Consider the following 21783-nt stretch of genomic DNA (forward strand, 5'->3'; position numbering starts at 1 on the left):
TCATGCAATTGAAACAATTGGCACTGGATGTGCAAACGTTTGCGAGCCGTCAATAACGGCGTTTTTGCTACATAACCGCGCAAGCCCGAAAACACGGGCCTTCGATCCGCACGAAAAGGGACTTTTAATGCACCGCATGTCCAGCCGCGTGACTTGCTCGCGCTCCTTTGCCGTTTCTTTGCTACTGGCCAGCGTTACAGGACTACTCAGCAGCACCGTTTTGGCGCAACCCGCCCCCGCCGAAGAATCCGCCCAGGGCGAAACCCTCAGCCCGGAAGCCAGCCCACCGAAAAAAGGCGCGTACCTGTCCGACTGGTTCAACCAGGACCTGACGGTCATCGGCAGCAAGGACATCAGCTTCGGCCCGCAACCGTCCGACGATGTGTACCTGGAATACGAATACTTCGGTCGCAAGGGACCGTTCGAGTTGTACGGCTACGTCGACATCCCGAAAATCTTCGACATCGGCAACAGCCATGACAAAGGCGCGTGGGACCATGGCTCGCCGCTGTTCATGGAGCACGAACCGCGCATCTCCATCGACTACCTGGCCGGCCGCAGCCTGGCCGTCGGGCCGTTCAAGGAATGGTACGTGGCGTTTGACTGGATCTACGATCACGGCAGCAACACCCGCAACCGCGCCAACACGCTATACAGCGGCCTGGGCACCGACATCGACACCCACTCGCGGGTCAACCTGTCAGCCAACTTCTACGGTCGTTACCAGTGGGAAAACTACGGCGCCAGCAACGAGTATTCCTGGGACGGCTACCGCGCCCAGTTGAAATACATCGTGCCCATCAGCAGCTTCAGCAATGGCGCGTCACTGACCTACATCGGCTTCACCAACTTCGACTTCGGCTCGGACCTGCACAAGGACAACCCGGCCCGCACCGCCAACGCCACCGTGGCCACCAACGTGTTGCTCTACTCGTTTACCCATTTGCGTTTCACCCTGGTCGGCCGTTACTTCCACAACGGCGGCAACTGGGACGATGGCAGCGAGTTGAATTTCGGCGACGGCGACTTCCGCGCGCGCTCCAACGGCTGGGGTTATTACGCCGGCATCGGTTATCAATTCTAAGGAGGTTTTATGAAAGCAATGACGCGTCTGTCCCTGTCCGTCGGCCTGGCCTGCGGCACCCTGCTCGCTTCCACCGCGTGGGCTCGCGAAGCCCCGATCCAGCCGAAAGTGATGCTGATCACCATGTTCGCCCCCGAGGCGCAGAACTGGATCGAGCGCCTGGAACTCAAGCAGGAAGTCCGCGTGCCGGGCCTGTCCGCCGAGTACCCGAACATTCGCTGCAACACCCGGCAGGTGTGTTTGATGGTCACCGGCATGGGCCAGACCAACGCTGCCGCATCGACCCTGGCCTTGGCGCTGTCGCCGAAATTCGACCTGCGCAAAAGTTATTTCCTGATCGCCGGGATTGCCGGCATCAGCCCCAAACACGGGACGATCGGCACCGCTGCCTGGGCGCATTATCTGGTGGAGTTTGGCACCCAGTGGGAGATCGATTCCCGGGACGCGCCGAAAGACTGGCCGACCGGTTACATCGGCATCAACACCAAAGGCCCCAACGAAAAACCGCCGCTGGACTACAAGACCGAAGTCTTCGAACTCAATCCGAAATTGCAGGCCAAGGCGTTTGCCCTGTCGCATAAAGTCGAACTGGCCGAGAGCAAGGAATCGGCGGCCTGGCGCGTGAAGTACCCGTCGGCCCCGGCCAATCAACCGCCGGTGGTGACGAAGTGCGACACGCTGGCGGGCAATACCTGGTTTTCCGGGACGCGTTTGAGTGAGCGCGCGGAAGTCTGGACCAAGCTGCTCACCGATAACAAAGGCGAATACTGCACGACCCAGCAGGAAGACAACTCCACCTATGAAGCGTTGCTGCGGGCCAGTCGTGAAGGTCTGGTGGATGTGCAACGTCTGGCGGTGGTGCGCGCCGGTTCCGACTTCGACCGGCCGGCGCCGGGGCAGAGTGAAGTGGATAACCTGCTCAAATATGCGGACCAGGGCGGGTTTGTGCCGGCACTGGAAAACCTCTATCGGACGGGGAACCCGTTGGTGCAGGACATCCTGAAGAATTGGTCGGCTTGGGAGAAAGGGGTGCCCGAGGCCTGAGTTCGGCTCGAGGACGCCTTCGCGGGCAAGCCTCGCTCCTACAGGTTTTGCGTCGATATCATCATTGTGATCGACACAAAACCTGTAGGAGCGAGGCTTGCCCGCGAAGAGGCCAGCTCATCCAACACATCTATCGGTTATGGCAACAGAATCACCTTGTCACCACTGCCCTGATTCACCTCGGCATACCGCGCCACCCCTTCAGCCAACGGCGATTCCACCAGCCCTTCCGGCAACGGCAACAAGTCCTGATCGAAGAACTTCCCGAACTGATCCAGCATCGCCGCACAGGCCTGCACGCCATACAGCAGCGAGTTGATCCCCACCACCGAACCGCCCTTGCGATACAACGCCAGCGCCGGCAATTGCACGAGGCCGTCCACCGGCGCCGCAATGATCGCGATACGGCCAAACGGGGCCAGTGCCGGGACCGAGGCCGGCAGCCAGAAACCGGTGGTGTCGAAGATCACGTCAGCGCCGCCGGCATACACGGCATTCACCTGCGCGCCGAGGTCCTCAGGCTTGTCCAGTTGCAGGGTCTGATAACCCAGCGCCTGCAACTCCTTGACCTGCTCTACCCGCCGCGCCGCCGCCAATACCTGGGCGCCACGGATTTTCGCCAGCGCCAGCGCCGCACTGCCCACCGCCCCACCGCCAATCACCAGCAAGCGCGTACCGGACGTCACCAGACTGCGCTCCAGCGCATCCCACGCCGTGGTGTACGGCACGCCGAGGCTGGCGGCCTGGGAAAAACTCAAGTGCGTCGGTTTCAGGGCCACGCCATTGGCCGGCAACTTGACGAATTGTGCGTGGGAACCGTCGGCAAAAAAACCGAGGTCGCGACCGGTGCCCCAGACCTCCTGACCGATCAACGCCTGCGGGCCTTCCACCACCACCCCGGCGAAATCCCGACCGGGAATCCGTGGCAGCGTGGTGTAGGGAAACCGCCCCAGCACGTTCTTCACATCGCTGGGGTTCAGGCCCGCGGCCTTGATCTGTACCAGCACTTCATCGGCACCGGCCACGGGGGTTGGGACCTCGACGTATCGCAGGGAAGAGAGGTCGCCGGTTTTATCGAATTGCAGAGCTTTCATGGACGTTTCCATTGGAATGGATAAAGGGTTTTCAGGAGAGCCAACCGGCGATCAACTGCCGGCCCATGGGCCACAACTGCTCGCCGGCCAGCATGCCCAGCAGCCCCACCAGCGCGATGGCCGGTGGCGCCGGGGAACGAAAATCCAGCGCGCCGTAAAGCAGACCGACGCCGAGGCCGATGCCCAGCGAGATGAGGTAGTTCATGACAGACTCCGTGGCACAGGGGGTATGCGAGAAGTCTAGAGAAGGGCGACGAAACCCGTCGGCCAAGGGCTTCTGAATATCGGACAAAACGCAGTGTAGGAGCTGTGTTGAACTATGTAGGAGCTGACGAGTGAAACGAGGCTGCGATCTTTTGATCTTGCCTTTAAAAAACAAAATCAAAAGATCGCAGCCTCGTTTCACTCGTCAGCTCCTACAGGGGTGCGGGTTGTTCTGACGTGAATTGCGAAGGCGCCACACCCAACTCCCGACGAAACATGTCGCTGAAGCTGCTTGGCGAATACCCCAGTTCCCGGGCGATGGCGCTGACCGGCACGCCCTGGATCAACTCCGCCGTCGCCGTCGCCAGTTGCACCTGCCGCCGCCATTCGGCGAAGCCCATTCCGAGCCCGTCCTTGAACAATCGCGCCAGGGTGCGCACGCTGGCCCCGGCGTTTTCGGCGTGTTGTTCGAAGGGAATGGCCAGGGACGGCGCGGCCATGACAGCCTGGCACAGGTTGAGCAGACGACGATCGGAATCGTCCGGTAACGGGATTTTCAGCATCGAGCGCTTGGCCCGTTTCAGTTCCAGCAACGCCAGGCCAACCAGCGCCTCGTAATACTCCGGCGCACCGTCATCGCCCTGCTCCACCAGCCCGACGATCAATTCGCGTAGCAGCCCACCGACTTCGATCACCTGCACACTGTCATCCAGGGTCGCCGCCAGCGCCGGGCGCAGGTAGATATTGCGCATCTGCAAGTCCGAGACCACGCGAATCCCATGGGGCACGCCCGGCGGCAACCACACCGCCCGTTGCGGCGGCACCACCAGCGCTTCATGCGGTGTCTCGACCCACATCACCCCGCTCATGGCATACAGCAGTTGACCCCAGGCATGCTCATGGGGCTCGATGTAAAGACCACGCGGATAGGTGCGTGCCAGTGGTTGCACGGGCACATCGGTGTCAGTCAGGTCGGGCGGTGCGGCAAGGGCCATGAGCAAGGATCATTGGGGTTCGGGGAGCCGACATGGTAACGAGGCGCTCGGATTGTCGCCAGTGACGGTCACCGTCCGACAATCCGAATGAATTATTACCGCCACCGGGGATCCCTCTATTACCACAGGGAGGAATACGGGCTTTATGAACAACGCAAAACTTTTCGTCATTGAATACACCCTTCATGGCGCCCCCAAGTCTTTCATTATCCGTCTGGACAAGATGGATAACGCCGAGGCTTGGCACTGGGCAAGTTGCGATGCCGGCGTGGGCCGCATCCCGCGTTTTGGCCGTGAAAAGGTGCAAAAGACCAGCAAACCGCTGGCGGAGAAATTTGGCGTCGAGAACGTCACCTGGCGACCGGCGAGCTAAACAGGATCAAGGAGGACAAGGAGCGTCAGAAACAAAAAGTGGAGCCCCGGCGGCTCCACTTTTTTTTGATGAGCTGTCAGCCGTGGGCACATTTGCAGCCCTTGCCGGTGCACTCTTCACCGTGTTCATGATGCTTGGCGCAGGCTTCGCAGCAGTAGTGTTTGCCATGTCGCGCAATCGGATGCTGGCCCAGTTTGCAGGAGCATTTGGGGCAGTCGCATATACTTTCACTGTCAATCATGAGTCGGACTCCGTTGTGATGGTCGTCCAGTGCGACGGATGCGCACCGTATTACCAGTGTAGGAGCTGCGTAGGAGCTGGTAGGCGCTGACGAGTGAAACGAGGCTGCGATCTTTTCAAGATCAAAAGATCGCAGCCTTCGGCAGCTCCTACACAGGATCGCGTCATGCCCGACGGGTGCTGCTGCGATACATGAACACCAACGCCAGCGCCAGGCACACCATCGCCAAGATCCGGCTCCCCGACAATTCAATCGCCGGGTTACCGAGCCAGCCAAAGTTGTCGATCAACATGCCCATGCCCAGTTGCCCGACGATCACCGCCACGGTCGCCACCGCCGTGCCGACCCGGGGCACCGCGCCGACCATGACCATCATGTACACCACACCGAACAGCGCCCCGCTGAGCTGCCATTTCGGCACGTCCAACAGGCTCATGGCGTGGGCCGGTTCAAAAAACACGATCAGCAACCCGGTGCTCACCGCGCCGACCACGAAGGTCAGCAAACTGCTGCGCAACACGCCGACGGTTTCCCCCAGACGCCCGTTGATCGCGGCCTGAACACTCAACACCGCACCGGCCGCGACGACCACTGCCAACAAAATAATCAGATTCATCATCAACCCCGAGCGATCAGAACAAGTGCCGCGACAATCAGCAGCAAGGCCAGCCAACGTTCACCGTTGACCTTTTTGCGGGCAGCGCCGAACCAGCCGAAGTGGTCGATCAGCACACTCTTGCCAACCTGCCCGGAGAGGATCGCGATCATGGTCATGGCGATGCCTATGTGCGGCGTGGCCAGGGTCAGCACCACCACGTACATCGGCCCGAGAAACCCGCCGATCAACTGCCAGCGCGGCAATTCACCGAGGGCCGGGCCTTGTTGCGGGCCGCTGAACAGCAGCAACAGAAACAGAATCGCCGAACCGACGCCAAAGATGCTCAGGGTCGCCCACAGATGCCCGACCTGAACCCCGAGCGGTCCGAGCAAACCGGCCTCCACGGACAGGCCCATGCCGGCGAGGATGACCAGGGGGAGCAGCAATAGCCGTAGACCGGGTTTGGTGGTTGGCGTCGGGATAACGCCAGCGGTATCGATTGAAGAGGATTGCATAAGAGAAACCTGCGATTGATCAGTTATGGCACGAACCCTGTGGGAGCGGGCTTGCTCGCGAATGCGGTATGTCATTCAACATTGGTGTGGCTGACACATTGCATTCGCGAGCAAGCCCGCTCCCACAGGGTCCATGGTGTCCGGAAGTGGAGCGCATTATCGGCTGGCGATCCTTTGCAATAAATGGGAGCATCCAGACAACACTTTTGCGCAACTCGCACAGCAGGAATCACCATGCACGGCCTCAACGAACTGGGATTCAAGGCACTTCGGCTGTTTGTCGCGGTGCTCGACCACGGCAGTTTTTCCGAAGTCGCCCGCCGCGAAGGCCTGGCGCCCTCTTCGATTTCCCGGCAAATCCAGCTGATGGAACAGGCGCTCAACCAGCAATTGCTCTACCGCCACACCCGCGCGGTCACGCCGACGGAAGCCGGGCGCATGCTCGGGCATCACGCGCGGTTGGTGCTGGTGCAACTGGAAGAAGCCGAACAAGCCTTGCAGGAACAACAAAGCGAACCCAGCGGACTGGTGCGGATCAATGCGCCAGTGGTGTTTGGCCAGCGGCACCTGACGCCGTGGCTGGGGCAGTTGTGCGAGCGTTATCCGAAGCTACAATTGGATATCCAGCAGACCGACAGCTACGTCGACCCGTTGCAGGAAGGCGCCGACCTGTTATTCCGTATAGGCCCGCTGCACGATTCGAGCATGCAGGCGCGAATCCTGGCGCCTCACCGCTTTCAAGTCGCGGCCAGTCCTGCCTATTTGAAACACCACGGCATCCCGCAACACCCCGAAGACCTCGCCGCCCACCAATGCCTGGCCTACAAAGGCGTGACCGGTCAGCAGCGCTGGTTCTTTCGTCAGGGGCAGGAGGACTGGACGCCGTACTCGGTGAAGGGACCGATCACCGGCAACCACGCCGACACCCTGACCCAAGCCGCCGAGCAGGGACTGGGGCTGGTGATGTTTCCATCGTGGCTGATTGGCGAAGCGGTGCGCGAAGGCACGCTGGTGCCGGTGCTGGGGGACTATCAAGTGTCCAACAGCCTGGAGCCGCAACAGATTGCCGTGCTGTGGCCGGGAAGCCGGCGGTTGTCGGTGAAGGTCAGGACGGTGATTGATTTTTATGTGGAGTGTTTTGGAACCGTGCCGTATTGGGACAGACCGTAACGGCCTGCCCACCCGGACTGAGATTAATCTGGCATAGAACGGATGATGTCAGCCATATCGTCCTTGGTGATTCCATTGGCCTTTACTACAGCAGCGACGTCTTCCTTGGATAGAGGAAAACGCTTAAACATTTTCTTTAAAGCATCTGCATCAACATTTGACATCCAAAGAGGTGAAACAAAGTTCCCCTTATACTCAGGCTTCATCGGGACATCTTCATAAGCAATTACACCCTTATGATAGAAGTAGACAATGTAGCGATCATGTCCTTCAGAGAAGCTTTTGTCGTAGTAAAGCGTTGTGCCAGCAGGTAGCACGTAGTAGCTCTCGTCACTATTTGGCCCCTCGATAAGCATAGGCTCTCTGGTTCTGAGTATTTTCGTATCGTGGCCACTCGATACATTATTGAGCGCAACACACGCCAGTACCGCGGCATTAACAAGCACCACAACAGCCACCCCGAACAACCACTGTTTATTCGCAAATATCCTTTTTGTCATCACTCGCCTCGGTATATCCCTCGAACATAGCCTGTAGGGCAGCGGCCATGAAAACAGGACCGGAACATACCTACAAGCACAGTTGCTATTTCCGGCCTTAGGCCGGTTGACTGCCCTGCCCTCACTCCCTATCCTCGCGCCTGTCACGACTCATTCGTGATCGGGTTTGACGGCTCGGCGGTTTTAAGGTGCGCATTGTTCTCCAACTTTGCTCGTGCACGTGTGTGTGCTCGACACAAAGCTTAATGGTGACTGTGCGCGGGGCACTTTCGAGTGCGCCGGGTACCTTAGACCGGTCCGTCAACCTGCGCACAGTTGCCACCCCATCGTTTGACGGCGACCAAGTGGCAGCTCTTGATGACTAAGGAGCTACACCCATGACCAACGCAACCACAAAATCCACCCCCTTCGCCCCCTGCGACCACGTCGACCATCACCTCTTCGCCGTCCAACCCGGCATTCCCCTGCTCGACGCCCTGGAGCACGCCTCGGTCTACCTCAGCTGCGCCGAAGCCCTCGCCCATCAAGCCCCCAACGCCACCCGCCCGGAACACATCGCAACGTTACGCTGGGCCAGCAAACAAATGCTCGGCACTGCAAGTTCGTTGCTTCAGGCGTCCATCGACGGCATGCACGCCGCGCAAGCGGGAGGTGAGGCATGAACCCGCATATGCCGATGACCCAAAACGAATGCGACATCCCGGTGTTGCTGGTGGCCACGCAAGCACCATTGGACGTGTTGCACAGCAATGCCGCGACTCGGTTTCTAGCGGGGACGCAGATGATGGAGAGCCTGGCCAGCCTGGATATCACCCAGGCCAAGGGCGCTGATGTGCAGCAATTGGCCCACGCGGCGGCGATGTTGTTGCGAGACGGATGTGATGTCATGGATGTGTTGGGGCGACAGATTCGGGCAGCGATGGTTTAGCAGTCATTCTGTAGGCGCCAGGCTTGCCGACGAAGGCGCCCTCAAGTACGCCTTCGCCGGCAAGCCTGGCTCCTACAGTTAGCGGCTAGCGGTGGGATTCAGATCCGGAACTGGCCAACCAGTTTACCGAGGCGCTGACCGAGATCCGCCAGGCTACGCGATGTCTGCGCACCGAGTTGGGTTTCGCCGGCCACGCTGTCCACCGCCACCGCAATCTGATGCACGCTGCGATTAATCTCTTCGGCCACGGCAGTCTGTTCTTCAGCAGCACTGGCAATCTGCGCGTTCATCGAATTGATGGTGCCGATCAGCTGGGCCATGGTGTCCAGCGAAGCCCCCGCTTCGTTGGCTTGGGCCGAGGTGCCGTCGCCGGCCTCGCTGGAACGGCGCATGGCTTCCACCGCCGACTGGGTGCCGGCCTGCAAGCGGTCGATCATGCCCTGGATTTCCTGGGTGCTGATTTGCGTACGGCTGGCCAGTGCCCGCACTTCGTCCGCCACCACCGCAAAGCCACGACCGGCCTCACCGGCGCGGGCGGCTTCGATGGCGGCGTTGAGCGCCAGCAGGTTGGTCTGCTCGGCAATCGAACGAATCACCCCGAGCACGCTGACAATCGACGACACGTCTTTTTGCAGGCTGTCGAGGGACACGCCGCTGGTGCGAATGTCGTCCACCAACGCATGGATCTTCACGATGCTGCCAGCCACCACTCGTTTGGCGGTCTGGCCTTCGGCGTCGGTCTGCTGCGCGGCGACGGCGGCGTTTTGCGCGCTTTTCGCCACTTCCTGGGCGGCGGCTGACATTTCGTTGATCGCCGTGGCGACCTGATCCGTCTCGTGACGCTGACGCTCCATCGCCTGATCCGAGCGCTGGGCCTGGTCGGACACCTGGTTCACCAGCCCGGTCAGTTGCGAAGTCATTTCGGTGATTTGTCGAACAAGACCGTGGATCTTGTCGACGAAGCGGTTGAACGAGCCAGCCAGTTGACCGAGTTCGTCTTCGCTGGTGATGGTCAGGCGCCGGGTCAGGTCGCCCTCGCCCGCCGCGATGTCATCGAGGTTGGCTTTCATCAGGTTCAGCGGACGCAGAATCGTGTTGGCCAGCAGCATCCCCGCCGCCGCAATCACCAGCAACACCACCACGGCAATCCCGACGATGCTCAGCACCACGCCTTCCATCCGTTCGGTGACCTTGGCCTGGACCAGTGCAACCTGGGCTTCGATGCCGTCGAGGTTGACCGAGGTGCCGACCGCCATGTCCCACTTCGGCAAGTATTCGGTGTAGCCGAGCTTGGGCACCAGCACCTGAGTGTTGCCGGGCAGTGGCGAGCTGTATTCGAGGTAGTGGGTGCCGTCCTTCGCGACTTTCACCAGATCACGGTTGACGTAGACGCCGTTCGGGTCACGGTTGTCCTTGAAGCTCTGGCCCACGCCTTCGGGGCTGTTGGACTTGAACAGACGCACGGTGTTGGAGTCGTAGCCGAAGAAGTAGCCGTCCTTGCCGTAGCTGATGCTCGACAGCAACTTGACCACCTGGGCCCGCGCCGCGTCATCGCCGGGAGCGGCGGCGTCGTAAAGCGGTTTGATCGCGGTCATGGCCACGGCCACGTAACTTTGCAGGGTGGCCTTGGCGTCCTTGAGCAGGTTCTGGCGGGTTTCCTCGACCTCCTTGCGTGCCTGTTCCTGAAGAATGAATAGCGTGGTCAGGCTGATGACCAGGGCAAAGAGCAACACCGGGAGAACGGCAAGGGACAGGACTTTAGCCTTCAGGCTCATGCGCATGACGGTTCACTCTTTTGATTTTGTTGGCGTGGTTAAAGGCTTTAACGGCAGGCCAGATCAAAAGTTGAATCCCTGAACAGCCCAATCCCCTGTGGGAGCGAGCTTGCTCGCGATAGCGGTGGCACATTCAACATCTATGTGACTGAAAGACCGCTATCGCGAGCAAGCTCGCTCCCACATTTTGATCAATGCAGGTCAGGAAGAGAGTGGGTTACAGCACCATCGCCGCCACCCAGCCAAATGCCAGCAGCGGCAGGTTGTAGTGCAGGAAGGTCGGGACCACGGTGTCCCAGATGTGGTGATGCTGGCCGTCGATGTTCAACCCGGAGGTCGGGCCCAGGGTCGAGTCCGAGGCCGGCGAGCCGGCGTCACCCAGAGCGCCGGCCGTGCCGACGATGCACACGATGGCGATCGGGCTGAACCCCAGTTGCACGCACAACGGCACAAAAATCGCCGCCAGAATCGGCACGGTGGAAAACGACGAGCCGATGCCCATCGTCACCAGCAGCCCCACCAGCAACATCAACAGCGCGCCGATGCCTTTGCTGTGGCCGATCCACGACGCCGAGGCTTCCACCAGCGTCTGCACTTCACCGGTGGCTTTCATCACTTCGGCGAATCCCGAGGCAGCGATCATGATGAAGCCGATCATCGCCATCATCTTCATGCCTTCGGTGAACAGGTCGTCGGTGTCACGCCACTTCACAATGCCGGACACCGAGAAGATCAGGAAACCCACCAACGCGCCGATGATCATCGAGTCCAGGAGCAATTGAACGATGAATGCTGCGGCAATCGCCACACCCGCGACCATCAGGCTCAGCGGGTTGTACTCCACCGCGACTTGCTCGACTTTTTCGATCTTTTCCAGGTCGTAGACGCGTTTCTTGCGATAGCTGATAAAGGCTGCCGCCAGCCCCACGACCATGCCCAAGGCCGGAATGCCCATGGCATGGGTAACGTTGATGCCGCTGATGTCCACGCCGCTACGCGCCACGTTCGCCAGCAGAATTTCATTCAGGAAGATGTTGCCGAAGCCCACCGGCAGGAACATGTACGGCGTGATAAGGCCGAAGGTCATGACGCAGGCGATCAAACGGCGATCCAGTTGCAACTTGGTCAGCACATATAAAAGCGGCGGCACCAGCAGCGGAATAAAGGCGATATGTATCGGCAGAATGTTTTGCGAAGCGATGGCCACCCCCCACAGCAGGCCGATCAGCAACCACTTGACTGAACCGCCGCCGCTGGCGTGCTGGCGATCAACCATTGTCAGGGCTTTGTCCGCCAGGGCGTGGGCCAGTCCAGACTTGGCAATCGCCACCGCAAAGGCGCCCAGCAAGGCATAAGACAACGCCACCGTGGCCCCGCCACCGAGGCCACTATTGAAGGCTTTGAGTGTCGCGTCGATCCCCAGGCCACCGGTCAGGCCGCCGACCAGGGCCCCGATAATCAGCGCGATCACTACGTGCACGCGGGACAGGCTGAGCACCAGCATGACGCCAACCGCGGTAATTACAGCATTAATCATCGTTACCTCCAGGCAAGCGAAATGAGCCCGGCCGGCAGTCTGCGAAGAGCCGCCAACGGGGTTGAGGAATGGGTTTTATTAGAGGGCGCGCACTGTGCCGCACGGTCGCCCCCTTGTCAAAGCGATCAGGGCCCATGAATGTGTAACGGCTTGTGATATCGCTTCCTGTAGGAGCGAGGCTTGCTCGCGATAGCGGTGTGTCAGTCACATCCATGTTGAATGTGTCGCCGCCATCGCGGGCAAGCCTCGCTCCTACAGGGTGCGGTTCGCCCTTAAGAAAAGTGACTTGCGGCCGTTAAAGTGCAAAGTCTCAGATAAATATCGAATAAGGACGTCTCCATGTCGCTCAGACAACTCTCCATCCAATGGAAAATCACCCTGCTGGCCGGGCTTTGCCTGGCGGGTATCGTGACGCTGTTGGTGGGTCTTTCGCTGTATCGCATGGAGCACAGCTCCGCGCTGGTGAAAGCGTCGAGCATGGAGATGCTCACCGAATCCGCCCAGGCGCGGATCGAATCCCAAGGTGAAAACCAGGCGCTGAACATTCGCCAGCAATTCATGGACGCCTATCAATACGGCCACGGTTTCTCGCGCCAGGTGCTGTTCCTGCGGGATCAGGCCGAGAAGCGCTTTCTTGACGCCTTCGACCTGCGCGAAGACCTGACCCGCCAGGTCAAATCGGCGCTGCAAGCCAACCCGGAACTGCTCGGCCTGTCCCTGGTGTTCGAAGCCAATGCGCTGGACGGCAAGGACGAACTGTTCACCGGCCAGGCTGAGCTCGGCAGCAATGACAAGGGCCGCTTCGCCCTGTACTGGTCGCAACCGACGCCGGGCAAAGTGACGTCGATGGCCCTGCCCGAAAGCGACATGGCCGACACCCGCACCGGCCCCAGCGGCGAGGCAGCCAACGCCTGGTTCACCTGCCCGCGCACCACGCTCAAGCCGTGCGTGATCGAACCCTACTTCTATGTGATCGACGGCCAGAACGTGCTGATGACCAGCATCGTGTTCCCGCTGATGGTCAACGGCAAAGTCATCGCCTCGCTGTCGGTGGACATCAACCTCAACAGCCTGCAAGCGGTCAGCCAGGGCGCGAGCAAAAAGCTCTATGACGGCCAGACCAGCGTCAGCATCCTCAGCCCGGCGGGCCTGCTCGCCGGTTACAGCCCGGACGCCAGCAAACTCAGCCAGCGCCTGGATGCCGTGGACAAAACCAACGGTGCCGAGCTGATTCGGATGCTCGCCGCCAGCAGCAAGACCGCCAGCCTGCACAGCAACGCGCAGTTGAAAGTGCTGTCGCCGTTCCAGCCGATTCCGGGCGGCAAGCCCTGGGGCGTGTTGCTCGACGTGCCGGAGAAAGTCCTGGTCGGTCCGGCGGAAGCGCTGAAAAAACAACTCGACGACAGCAACCGCGCCGGCTCGCTGGTCGAGCTCGGCCTGGGCGTGCTCGCCGCGTTGATCGGCCTGTTGTTGGTGTGGTTGATGGCCCGCAGCGTGACCAAACCGATCCTCGGCGTGGCCCATATGCTCGAAGACATCGCCAGCGGCGAAGGTGACCTGACCCGGCGCCTGGCCTACGACAAGAAAGATGAGTTGGGCCAGTTGGCCGGCTGGTTCAACCGCTTCCTCGACAAGCTGCAACCGATCATCGCCGAGGTGAAACGCTCGGTGCAGGACGCGCGCAGCACGGCGGACCAGTCCTCCGCCATCGCCACCAAGACCAGCGCCGGCATGGAGCAGCAATACCGTCAGGTCGATCAGGTGGCCACCGCTTCCCACGAAATGAGCGCCACCGCCCAGGACGTTGCCCGCAGTGCGGCCCAGGCCGCCCACGCGGCGCGGGATGCGGATCAGGCGACCCGCCAGGGTTTGACCGTGATCGACCGCACCACCGCCAGCATCGGCAACCTAGCCGCCGACATGAGCGCGGCAATGGTGCAAGTCGAAGGCCTGGCGGAGAACAGCGAGAAGATCGGTTCGGTGCTGGACGTGATTCGCGCCATCGCCGAGCAAACCAACCTGTTGGCGCTCAACGCCGCCATCGAAGCGGCCCGCGCCGGTGAAGCCGGACGTGGTTTTGCCGTGGTGGCCGATGAAGTGCGCAACCTGGCGCGGCGCACTCAGGAATCGGTGGAGGAAACCCGTCAGGTGATCGAGCAGTTGCAGAGCGGCACCCAGGACGTGGTCAGCTCGATGAACAACAGCCATCGCCAGGCTCAGGGTAGCGTTGAACAGGTCGGCCAAGCGGTGACCGCGTTGCGCCAGATCGGCGATGCGGTGACGGTCATCAGCGACATGAACCTGCAAATCGCCAGCGCCGCCGAGGAACAGAGCGCGGTGGCCGAGGAGATCAACAACAACGTGGCGACCATCCGCGACGTCACCGAGTCGTTGTCGGGGCAGGCGAATGAGTCGGCGCGGGTGAGTCAGTCGCTCAACAGCCTGGCGAATCAGCAGCAGAGCTTGATGGATCAGTTCCGGGTCTGATTCCAGGTAATTGATCGTTCCCACGCGCGTGGGAACGATCAAAACACCCCAATCCCCGTGTGGGAGCGGGCTTGCTCGCGAAGAGGCCGTGTCAGTCACCATCAATGTTGGCTGGCACACCGCTTTCGCGAGCAAGCCCGCTCCCACAGGTTTTTTAACAGGCTCCAGGGTTTGCGGGTTGGCGAGTGGATATTTGCGCGAACGTGATTATGCTTTAGGAAGCTTCGCCGCAACGCGAGGCTGTCAGATCCATGCTTCACGCAATCCCATGACATCAGCCCCATGGCCTGGGTGCGACAATAAGAGTAATGAGGTGCTCCGGCCTACAACAAGCGCAAGACGGAGAAGACCCATGGCCGTAATCGACAGCACAACCACGGGCAGCGCGCCCCACCACGGGATTACCAAGGAGGAGCGCAAGGTTATTTTCGCCTCGTCCCTGGGCACTGTGTTCGAGTGGTACGACTTTTACCTCTACGGCTCCCTCGCCGCGATCATCGCCAAGCACTTCTTTGCCGGCGTCAACGAGACAACCGCCTTCATCTTCGCCTTGCTCGCGTTCGCCGCGGGTTTCGCCGTGCGACCGTTCGGTGCGATTGTGTTTGGCCGGTTGGGCGACATGATCGGGCGCAAGCACACGTTTCTCATCACCATTGTCATCATGGGTGTCTCGACGGCCGTGGTGGGCTTCCTGCCCGGTTACGCAACCATCGGCGTCGCGGCGCCGGTGATCCTGATCACCCTGCGCCTGCTGCAAGGCCTGGCGCTGGGCGGTGAGTACGGTGGCGCGGCGACCTACGTCGCGGAACATGCGCCCAAAGGCAAACGCGGCTACTTCACCTCGTGGATTCAAACCACCGCGACCCTTGGCCTGTTTCTGTCGCTGCTGGTGATCCTCGCCTGCCGCACGATTCTCGGCACCGAAGCGTTCGAGGCCTGGGGCTGGCGGATTCCGTTCCTGCTGTCGATCCTGCTGCTGATTGTCTCGGTGTACATCCGCCTGCAACTCAGCGAGTCGCCGGTGTTCTTGAAAATGAAAGCCGAGGGCAAGTCCTCCAAGGCGCCGCTGACCGAATCCTTCGCCCGTTGGGACAACCTGAAAATCGTGATCATGGCCCTGCTCGGCGGCACTGCCGGTCAGGCCGTCGTCTGGTACACCGGGCAGTTCTATGCGCTGTTCTTCCTGTTGCAAACACTGAAGATCGACCCGCAGACCGCCAACCTGCTGATTGCCGGCTCGCTGCTGATCGGCACGCCGTTCTTCGTGATCTTCGGCAGCCTGTCCGACCGCATCGGCCGCAAAGGCATCATCATGGCCGGTTGCATTCTCGCCGCGGCGACCTACTTCCCGATCTTCCACGCGCTGACCCAGTACGGTAACCCTGACGTGTTCGTCGCCCAGGAGAAGAACCCGGTCACGGTGATCGCCGATCCGGACCAGTGCTCGTTCCAGTTCGACCCGGTGGGCAAGGCCAAATTCACCAGTTCCTGCGACCTGGCCAAGACCCTGCTGGCGAAGCGCGCGATCCCCTACAAGAATGACAAGGCCGAACCGGGCACCGTCGCGCAAGTGCGCATCGGCGATAAGGTGATCCCGAGTTTCGAGGGCACCGGCATGCCTGCCGCGGATTTCAAGGCTAAAAACGATGCCTTCACCGTCACCCTCAGCACAGCGCTCAAGGACGCCGGTTATCCCGAGAAGGCTGACCCGGCGAAGACCAATTACCCGATGGTGCTTCTGCTCCTGACCATCCTGGTGATCTACGTGACCATGGTCTATGGCCCGATTGCGGCGTGGCTGGTGGAACTGTTCCCGGCGCGCATCCGCTACACCTCGATGTCACTGCCCTATCACATTGGTAATGGCTGGTTCGGTGGGTTCCTGCCGACGGTGGCGTTCGCCATGGTCGCGGCCACCGGGGATATCTATTACGGGTTGTGGTACCCGATAGTGATTGCGGTGATGACGGCAGTGCTGGGGATATTCTTTATGCCGGAAACCAAGGATCGGGAGATTCATCATACGTAAGCAGAAAGCTTTTTTTGTAGGAGCAAAGCTTGCTCGCGATGGCGATGGGTCAGTCAAAAATGATGTCGACTGATCAACCGCGATCGCGAGCAAGCTTTGCTCCTATAGGGGGTGGATACAGCACTCGTGTCAGCGCTTGGGCAATTCGATCACGACGTTCAACCCGCCCCACTCGCTTTCCTGCAACAACAACGTCCCGCCCCAGGTATCGACGATGTCGCGCACGATGCCCAAGCCCAGGCCATGCCCGTCGGTCTGTTCATCCAGCCGCGTGCCGCGACTGAACACCTGGGCACGCTGGTCTTCGGGAATCCCTGGGCCGTCGTCTTCCACGCTCAGTTCAAATTTGTCGGCCATTTCGACCACGCTCAAGCGAACCTCGGCGTCCGCCCATTTGCAGGCGTTGTCCAGCAGGTTGCCGAGCAGTTCCAGCAAATCCTCGCGGTCCCAGGGCAGCGCCAAACCGGCCGGTGCGCGGTAGCTCAGCTCAAGGTGTTCGCCGTGAATCATGTTCAATGTGGCCAGTAACCCCGGCAGCTCGGCATCGCAATCAAACAGCACACCCGGCAAGGCATCGCCGGACAACCGGGCGCGGTTGAGCTCGCGATTCAAGCGTTGCTGGACCTGTTCCAGCTGTTGCTGGATGACCTTGCGCAACTCCGGGTGGGGGTCGAGTTTTTCGCTGGAGGCCAGGCTGAGTAGCACCGCCAGCGGGGTTTTCAAGGCATGGCCGAGGTTGCCCAACGCATTGCGCGAACGCTTGAGGCTGTCTTCGGTGTGGGCCAGCAAATGGTTGATCTGCGCCACCAGCGGCTCCAGCTCCACCGGCACCTGATCATCCAGTTGCGAGCGCTGGCCCTGTTGCAGTTGCGCGATTTGCTCCCGGGCCTTTTCCAGTGGACGCAAGGCGCGGCGTACGGTGATCCGTTGCAGCAGCAGAATCAGCAGCAGCCCTGCCAACCCGAGGCCGAGCCCGACTTGCTGCATGCGCTGGAAGCTCTCGCGCACCGGCGTGTAATCCTGGGCCACGCTGATGGAAATCTGCTGACCCAGTCGACGGTAATCCGAGCGCAGGATCAGCAGTTGCTGGCCTTCCGGCCCCAATTGCAGATTGCTGTGCAGCCCGGCGTGATCCAGTTGCGGCAGTTCCTGATCCCACAACGAGCGGGAACGCCAGTGACTGTCGGCGAAATCGATGCGGAAATAATGCCCGGAAAACGGTCGCTGATAGGCCGGTGACAGATGTCGCTCATCCAGTTGCAAACCCTGGGGGCCGCGCACCAGCGCCACCAGCAGGTTTTCACTGTCGTTGCGCAGCCCGGCTTCGAGGTAGCGCTGCAAGCCCATTTCGAACAGCCACAAACTGGTTTGCGCCAGCACCAGGCCGACAATCACCATCACGCTGATCAGGCCCAGGCTCAAGCGGCGCTGGATCGACCTCACTGGGCTTGCCCGCCGAACAGGTAACCCTGGCCGCGACGGGTTTCGATCACGCTGCGCCCGAGCTTGCGCCGCAGGTGGTTGACGTGAACTTCCAGCACATTGGAATCGCGCTCGGTTTCACCGTCGTAGAGGTGTTCGGCGAGGTGGCTTTTGGAGAGGATCTGTTCCGGGTGCAGCATGAAGTAGCGCAGCAAACGGAATTCAGCAGCGGTGAGCTGGATGTCGGCGCCGTCGCGGGTCACGCACTGGCGACCTTCATCCAGGTGCAAGCCGTTGGCCTTGAGCGTCGGCTGGTTGGCCTGGCCGTGGGACCGGCGCAGCAACGCCTGGACTCGCAGGTGCAGTTCTTCGGGGTGAAACGGTTTGGTCAGGTAATCGTCGGCGCCGGCCTTGAGGCCTTCGATGCGCTCGGCCCAGGAACCGCGCGCGGTGAGGATCAGCACCGGCGTCGACAAACCGCCGGCGCGCCATTGGGTCAACACTTCAAGCCCCGGCAAACCCGGCAGACCGAGGTCGAGGATGATCAGGTCATAGGGCTCGCTGCTGCCCTGGTACACCGCGTCGCGCCCGTCGGCCAGCCAGTCCACGGCGTAGCCCTGGCGATTGAGGCCAGCCATCAATTCGTCGGCCAGGGGCACGTGATCTTCCACCAGCAGCAATCGCATCGGTCAATCTTCCTTGTCTTTCAATAAATGGCCAGTGGCGGCCTCGATGTCCAGCTCGCGGACCACGCCGTCGGTGGTCAGCAGCTCGACTTCATAAATGTAGACGTCGTGTTTTTCTTCAAGCTCGGCTTCCAGCAACTTGGACCCGGGATAGCGGTCCAGGGCCTGTTGCAGCAGTTGCTCGAGCGGCAGGATCACGCCCTGCTGACGCAGGCGCAACGCCTCGTCCTGATCCAGGTCGCGGGCCATGACCACCGAGCAAAATGCCAGAAGCACCAGCGTCATGCGTGAAACGGAAAGCACCTTCATTACGTATCCTGATGATCCTTGAGAACCTGCCCGCTGACAGCGTCCAATTCCAGGTCCCACTCAATGCCCTGTGGGTCGCGCATTTCAACCTGGTAGATGTACTTGCCGTACTCTTCCTCCAGCTCGGTTTCGGTGATTTCGGAACCGGGGTGTTTGGTGAGTGCGGTGGCGTTGAGCTTCTCGAAAGACACAATGGTACCAGCGTCGCGCAGTCTCAGGGCTTCGTCAGGGCCCAGGTCACGGGCGTGGGCGAGGCTGGCGGTCATGGCGATGATGGCGGCGGTGAACAGGGCAGTCAGGGTTTTCATGGAGTGTCTCCGTATTTTTTTATGTGTTGCGTACGGGGTGCACCTTAACGGGGCGAACTTAACTGAAACTGAATTGCCATCATTGGTCATGACAACACCGACTGACACCAAACCCTGTAGGAGCTGCCGAAGGCTGCGATCTTTTGATCTTCGGCGGCTTCATGGCCGTCAAAGATCAAGATCAAAAGATCGCAGCCTTCGGCAGCTCCTACAATGATCGGCTGCGGGGCGTCTATAATCCCTCGCTTGCCCGACATCGAGACCGGTATGACCGCTATCCACATCAAGTTCCCTGCCCTGACCCTCAAGGCCGGCCCCCGGGCCTTTGCGCGCATTCGTGAAAACGGGCTGAGCGCCGCCGACGTCGGCACGCTGCCAGGCGCGGCCGGTGGACCCAAGGCGTTGGGGATTCAAGGTCTGGACCTGGCGCTGTTCGGCGAATGGCTGCCGGCGGCGCCTCGCGAGCGTTCGTTGATCGGGGCTTCGGTGGGTTCCTGGCGCTTCGCAAGTGCGTGCCTGCCGGACGCCGCCGAAGGCATTCGGCGCCTCGGTCATCTGTACACCGAGCAGAATTTCGACAAGGGCGTAACCATGGCGCAGATCAGCCAGAGCTCCCGGCGCATGCTCGATGAGCTGCTGGACGGACGCGACGCCACGATTCTGGACAACGCCCATTACCGACTCAACATCATGGTGGTCAAGAGTCACGGCCTGCTCGCCCATGACCATCGCGGTCGCCTGGGGCTGGGGCTGTCATCGGTGATCGCCGACAACCTGCGGGGTCGCGCGCGGCTGTCACGGCATTTCGAACGATTGATCATCCACGACCCGCGCCTCGCACCGCCGGTTAACGCACTGAATGATTTCCCGTCACGCTTCGTCGCCCTGAATGCCGGCAATCTGCGCCAGGCGTTGCTGGCGTCGGGCTCGATCCCGATGGTCATGGAAGGCGTGCGTGACTTGCCGGGGGCTGGCACCGGAACGTTCCGCGACGGCGGTCTGCTGGACTATCACCTGGACCTGCCCTACAGCGGCCAAGACATCGTGCTCTACCCGCACTTCACCGACCGGATCATTCCCGGCTGGTTTGACAAGTCCTTGCCGTGGCGCCGCGCCTGTCCGACGCGTTTGCAGGATGTCCTGCTGCTGGCGCCGTCGAAGGATTACCTGTCGCGCCTGCCCTACGGCAAGTTGCCGGACCGGAACGACTTCAAGCGCTTCATGGGCGATGCGCCGAGCCGGCAGAAATACTGGCGTGCGGCGATGGAAGAAAGCCGCCGCATGGGCGACGAGTTCCTCGAACTGGCCGCCAGTGGTCGCCTCGGCGAGCGCTTGCTGACCCTTTAGTCAGTGTTTTGCCCGGCGCTCTGGTAAACTCGCCGCCTGCCCACATCGCCGCGGCGATCGCCACCTGACAGAGCTGAAAATCACTGTGGAAATCTTCAAAGAGTTTACATTCGAATCCGCCCACCGCCTGCCCCACGTACCGGACGGCCACAAGTGCGGTCGCCTGCACGGTCACTCGTTCAAAGTGGCGATCCATCTGAGCGGCGACCTTGATCCGCATACTGGCTGGATTCGCGATTTCTCGGAAATCAAGGCGATCTTCAAGCCGCTGTATGAGCGTCTGGACCACAACTATCTGAACGACATTCCTGGCCTTGAAAACCCGACCAGTGAAGTGTTGGCCAAGTGGATCTGGACTGAGCTGAAGCCACTGCTGCCGGAACTCAGCGCAATTCGTATCCACGAGACGTGCACCAGCGGCTGCATCTATCGCGGCGAATAAAAACACCCGATTCAGAAGAACCACCGGCGACGGTGGTTTTTTTATGCCTGTCGTTTCGCCCCCGCGCCGAGTACAGTCAGGCCCCATCCTTGGCCCAAAGGAGCCCGTCTCATGTCACCGCTTATTCGTCCCGCTACGTTTGAGGATATCGCGCAGATCGAGGCCATCGTCGAGGCGGCTTACTCGCCTTACATCGAACGTATCGGCCGTAAACCGGCGCCGATGCTGGATGACTACGCCAGCCAGGTGCTGGCCAGGCGCGTGCATGTGCTCGCGCACGAACAGGCACTCTTCGGCTTTGTGGTGTTGATCGACACCGAAGAGTATTTGCTGCTGGACAACATCGCGGTCAGCCCGGCGGTCAAGGGGCAAGGCCTTGGCCGGCAGTTACTGGAATTCGCCGAACGCCACGCGCGGGAAGCGGGTTACCCGACGATCCGGCTCTACACCAACGAAGCCATGAGCGAAAACATCGCGCTGTACACCCGCCGCGGGTATGTCGAAACCCATCGGGTAGAAGAGAACGGCTTGCGTCGGGTGCATATGAGTAAAGTGCTGGGCTGAAACCTGCTCAACACCTGTGGGAGCGAACCTGCTCGCGCAAGCGGTCTGTCAGTCACATTGATGCTGCATGTGCCAAAGCCTTCGCGAGCAGGCTCGCTCCCACAAGGGGAAATGCGTTTCGTCAGTTGCTG

Annotated in this window: 24 protein-coding genes; 11 read left to right on the forward strand and 13 right to left on the reverse strand. The window is 60.7% G+C overall.

Features of this window, described 5'->3' with window-relative positions:
- Positions 1 to 127: 127 nt before the first annotated feature.
- On the forward strand, positions 128 to 1084 hold the full coding sequence (locus HB680_RS28190) for a nucleoside-specific channel-forming protein Tsx (RefSeq protein ID WP_213941606.1): 957 nt from the start codon (positions 128 to 130) through the stop codon (positions 1082 to 1084).
- Between the two features lie 9 nt (positions 1085 to 1093).
- Positions 1094 to 2128 (forward strand): purine nucleoside permease, encoded by a 1035-nt coding sequence (locus HB680_RS28195; protein ID WP_213941607.1) that lies wholly within the window; start codon positions 1094 to 1096, stop codon positions 2126 to 2128.
- A gap of 137 nt (positions 2129 to 2265) precedes the next feature.
- On the opposite strand, the gene HB680_RS28200 is transcribed toward HB680_RS28195, so the two are convergent.
- The 3 genes from HB680_RS28200 to HB680_RS28210 form a co-directional block, all read right to left on the reverse strand.
- Complete coding sequence (locus tag HB680_RS28200) at positions 2266 to 3222, reverse strand: zinc-binding alcohol dehydrogenase family protein (protein WP_213941608.1); 957 nt, start codon at positions 3220 to 3222, stop codon at positions 2266 to 2268.
- Positions 3223 to 3253: 31 nt separating this feature from the next.
- Complete coding sequence (locus HB680_RS28205; protein ID WP_082356724.1) at positions 3254 to 3427, reverse strand: DUF1427 family protein; 174 nt, start codon at positions 3425 to 3427, stop codon at positions 3254 to 3256.
- A 211-nt stretch (positions 3428 to 3638) separates the two neighbouring features.
- Complete coding sequence (locus HB680_RS28210; RefSeq protein WP_213941609.1) at positions 3639 to 4421, reverse strand: helix-turn-helix transcriptional regulator; 783 nt, start codon at positions 4419 to 4421, stop codon at positions 3639 to 3641.
- 145 nt (positions 4422 to 4566) lie between these two features.
- Here HB680_RS28210 and HB680_RS28215 point away from each other — a divergent pair, with 145 nt between their 5' ends.
- Positions 4567 to 4794, forward strand: a complete 228-nt coding sequence (locus HB680_RS28215; protein WP_054051602.1) for a DUF6555 family protein — start codon at positions 4567 to 4569, stop codon at positions 4792 to 4794.
- 76 nt (positions 4795 to 4870) lie between these two features.
- On the opposite strand, the gene HB680_RS28220 is transcribed toward HB680_RS28215, so the two are convergent.
- The 3 genes from HB680_RS28220 to HB680_RS28230 form a co-directional block, all read right to left on the reverse strand.
- Entirely contained in the window at positions 4871 to 5035 is a 165-nt protein-coding gene (locus HB680_RS28220) for a metallothionein (protein WP_213941610.1), read from the reverse strand.
- A gap of 163 nt (positions 5036 to 5198) precedes the next feature.
- Positions 5199 to 5651 (reverse strand): DMT family transporter, encoded by a 453-nt coding sequence (locus tag HB680_RS28225; protein ID WP_213941611.1) that lies wholly within the window; start codon positions 5649 to 5651, stop codon positions 5199 to 5201.
- Between the two features lie 2 nt (positions 5652 to 5653).
- Positions 5654 to 6148, reverse strand: coding sequence for a DMT family transporter (locus tag HB680_RS28230; RefSeq protein ID WP_213941612.1), 495 nt, complete (start codon positions 6146 to 6148; stop codon positions 5654 to 5656).
- Between the two features lie 234 nt (positions 6149 to 6382).
- On the opposite strand from HB680_RS28230, the gene HB680_RS28235 reads away from it, so the two are divergent.
- Positions 6383 to 7318 carry a LysR family transcriptional regulator gene (locus tag HB680_RS28235; RefSeq protein ID WP_213941613.1) on the forward strand — a complete coding sequence of 312 codons (936 nt, stop codon included), beginning with the start codon at positions 6383 to 6385 and terminating at the stop codon, positions 7316 to 7318.
- A 23-nt stretch (positions 7319 to 7341) separates the two neighbouring features.
- On the opposite strand, the gene HB680_RS28240 is transcribed toward HB680_RS28235, so the two are convergent.
- On the reverse strand, positions 7342 to 7818 hold the full coding sequence (locus HB680_RS28240) for a hypothetical protein (protein ID WP_213941614.1): 477 nt from the start codon (positions 7816 to 7818) through the stop codon (positions 7342 to 7344).
- 377 nt (positions 7819 to 8195) lie between these two features.
- Here HB680_RS28240 and HB680_RS28245 point away from each other — a divergent pair, with 377 nt between their 5' ends.
- Positions 8196 to 8480 carry a DUF3077 domain-containing protein gene (locus HB680_RS28245; protein ID WP_213941615.1) on the forward strand — a complete coding sequence of 95 codons (285 nt, stop codon included), beginning with the start codon at positions 8196 to 8198 and terminating at the stop codon, positions 8478 to 8480.
- Positions 8477 to 8746 (forward strand): short-chain dehydrogenase, encoded by a 270-nt coding sequence (locus tag HB680_RS28250; protein ID WP_213941616.1) that lies wholly within the window; start codon positions 8477 to 8479, stop codon positions 8744 to 8746. The genes HB680_RS28245 and HB680_RS28250 overlap by 4 nt, the downstream gene beginning before the upstream one ends.
- Before the next feature lie 98 nt (positions 8747 to 8844).
- On the opposite strand, the gene HB680_RS28255 is transcribed toward HB680_RS28250, so the two are convergent.
- Together HB680_RS28255 and HB680_RS28260 are read right to left on the reverse strand one after the other, a co-directional pair.
- Positions 8845 to 10527: a methyl-accepting chemotaxis protein gene (locus HB680_RS28255; protein ID WP_213941617.1), complete on the reverse strand. Its 1683-nt coding sequence runs from the start codon at positions 10525 to 10527 to the stop codon at positions 8845 to 8847.
- Positions 10528 to 10738: 211 nt separating this feature from the next.
- Positions 10739 to 12055: a Na+/H+ antiporter NhaC family protein gene (locus tag HB680_RS28260; RefSeq protein WP_213941667.1), complete on the reverse strand. Its 1317-nt coding sequence runs from the start codon at positions 12053 to 12055 to the stop codon at positions 10739 to 10741.
- A gap of 342 nt (positions 12056 to 12397) precedes the next feature.
- On the opposite strand from HB680_RS28260, the gene HB680_RS28265 reads away from it, so the two are divergent.
- Together HB680_RS28265 and HB680_RS28270 are read left to right on the forward strand one after the other, a co-directional pair.
- On the forward strand, positions 12398 to 14545 hold the full coding sequence (locus HB680_RS28265) for a methyl-accepting chemotaxis protein (RefSeq protein ID WP_213941618.1): 2148 nt from the start codon (positions 12398 to 12400) through the stop codon (positions 14543 to 14545).
- A 352-nt stretch (positions 14546 to 14897) separates the two neighbouring features.
- Complete coding sequence (locus HB680_RS28270) at positions 14898 to 16574, forward strand: MFS transporter (protein WP_213941619.1); 1677 nt, start codon at positions 14898 to 14900, stop codon at positions 16572 to 16574.
- Between the two features lie 129 nt (positions 16575 to 16703).
- On the opposite strand, the gene HB680_RS28275 is transcribed toward HB680_RS28270, so the two are convergent.
- The 4 genes from HB680_RS28275 to HB680_RS28290 are packed head-to-tail and all read right to left on the reverse strand — an operon-like array spanning position 16704 to position 19299.
- On the reverse strand, positions 16704 to 18017 hold the full coding sequence (locus tag HB680_RS28275) for an ATP-binding protein (protein ID WP_213941620.1): 1314 nt from the start codon (positions 18015 to 18017) through the stop codon (positions 16704 to 16706).
- Positions 18014 to 18682, reverse strand: a complete 669-nt coding sequence (locus HB680_RS28280) for a response regulator transcription factor (protein ID WP_133840332.1) — start codon at positions 18680 to 18682, stop codon at positions 18014 to 18016. Before HB680_RS28280 ends, HB680_RS28275 begins: the two co-directional genes overlap by 4 nt.
- A gap of 3 nt (positions 18683 to 18685) precedes the next feature.
- Positions 18686 to 18991: a PepSY domain-containing protein gene (locus tag HB680_RS28285; protein ID WP_213941621.1), complete on the reverse strand. Its 306-nt coding sequence runs from the start codon at positions 18989 to 18991 to the stop codon at positions 18686 to 18688.
- Positions 18991 to 19299 carry a PepSY domain-containing protein gene (locus tag HB680_RS28290; protein WP_213941622.1) on the reverse strand — a complete coding sequence of 103 codons (309 nt, stop codon included), beginning with the start codon at positions 19297 to 19299 and terminating at the stop codon, positions 18991 to 18993. Before HB680_RS28290 ends, HB680_RS28285 begins: the two co-directional genes overlap by 1 nt.
- Positions 19300 to 19566: 267 nt before the next feature.
- Here HB680_RS28290 and HB680_RS28295 point away from each other — a divergent pair, with 267 nt between their 5' ends.
- The 3 genes from HB680_RS28295 (at position 19567) to HB680_RS28305 (ending at position 21652) form a co-directional block, all read left to right on the forward strand.
- Complete coding sequence (locus HB680_RS28295; RefSeq protein WP_213941623.1) at positions 19567 to 20646, forward strand: patatin-like phospholipase family protein; 1080 nt, start codon at positions 19567 to 19569, stop codon at positions 20644 to 20646.
- Positions 20647 to 20731: 85 nt separating this feature from the next.
- Entirely contained in the window at positions 20732 to 21088 is a 357-nt protein-coding gene (gene queD, locus HB680_RS28300) for a 6-carboxytetrahydropterin synthase QueD (protein ID WP_017736453.1), read from the forward strand.
- A gap of 111 nt (positions 21089 to 21199) precedes the next feature.
- The gene (locus HB680_RS28305; RefSeq protein WP_213941624.1) at positions 21200 to 21652 is read left to right on the forward strand and encodes a GNAT family N-acetyltransferase; all 453 of its coding nucleotides are present in this window, start codon (positions 21200 to 21202) and stop codon (positions 21650 to 21652) included.
- Positions 21653 to 21783 lie beyond the last annotated feature (131 nt).

This window comes from Pseudomonas sp. dw_612, assembly GCF_018449725.1.
Taxonomy (GTDB): domain Bacteria; phylum Pseudomonadota; class Gammaproteobacteria; order Pseudomonadales; family Pseudomonadaceae; genus Aquipseudomonas.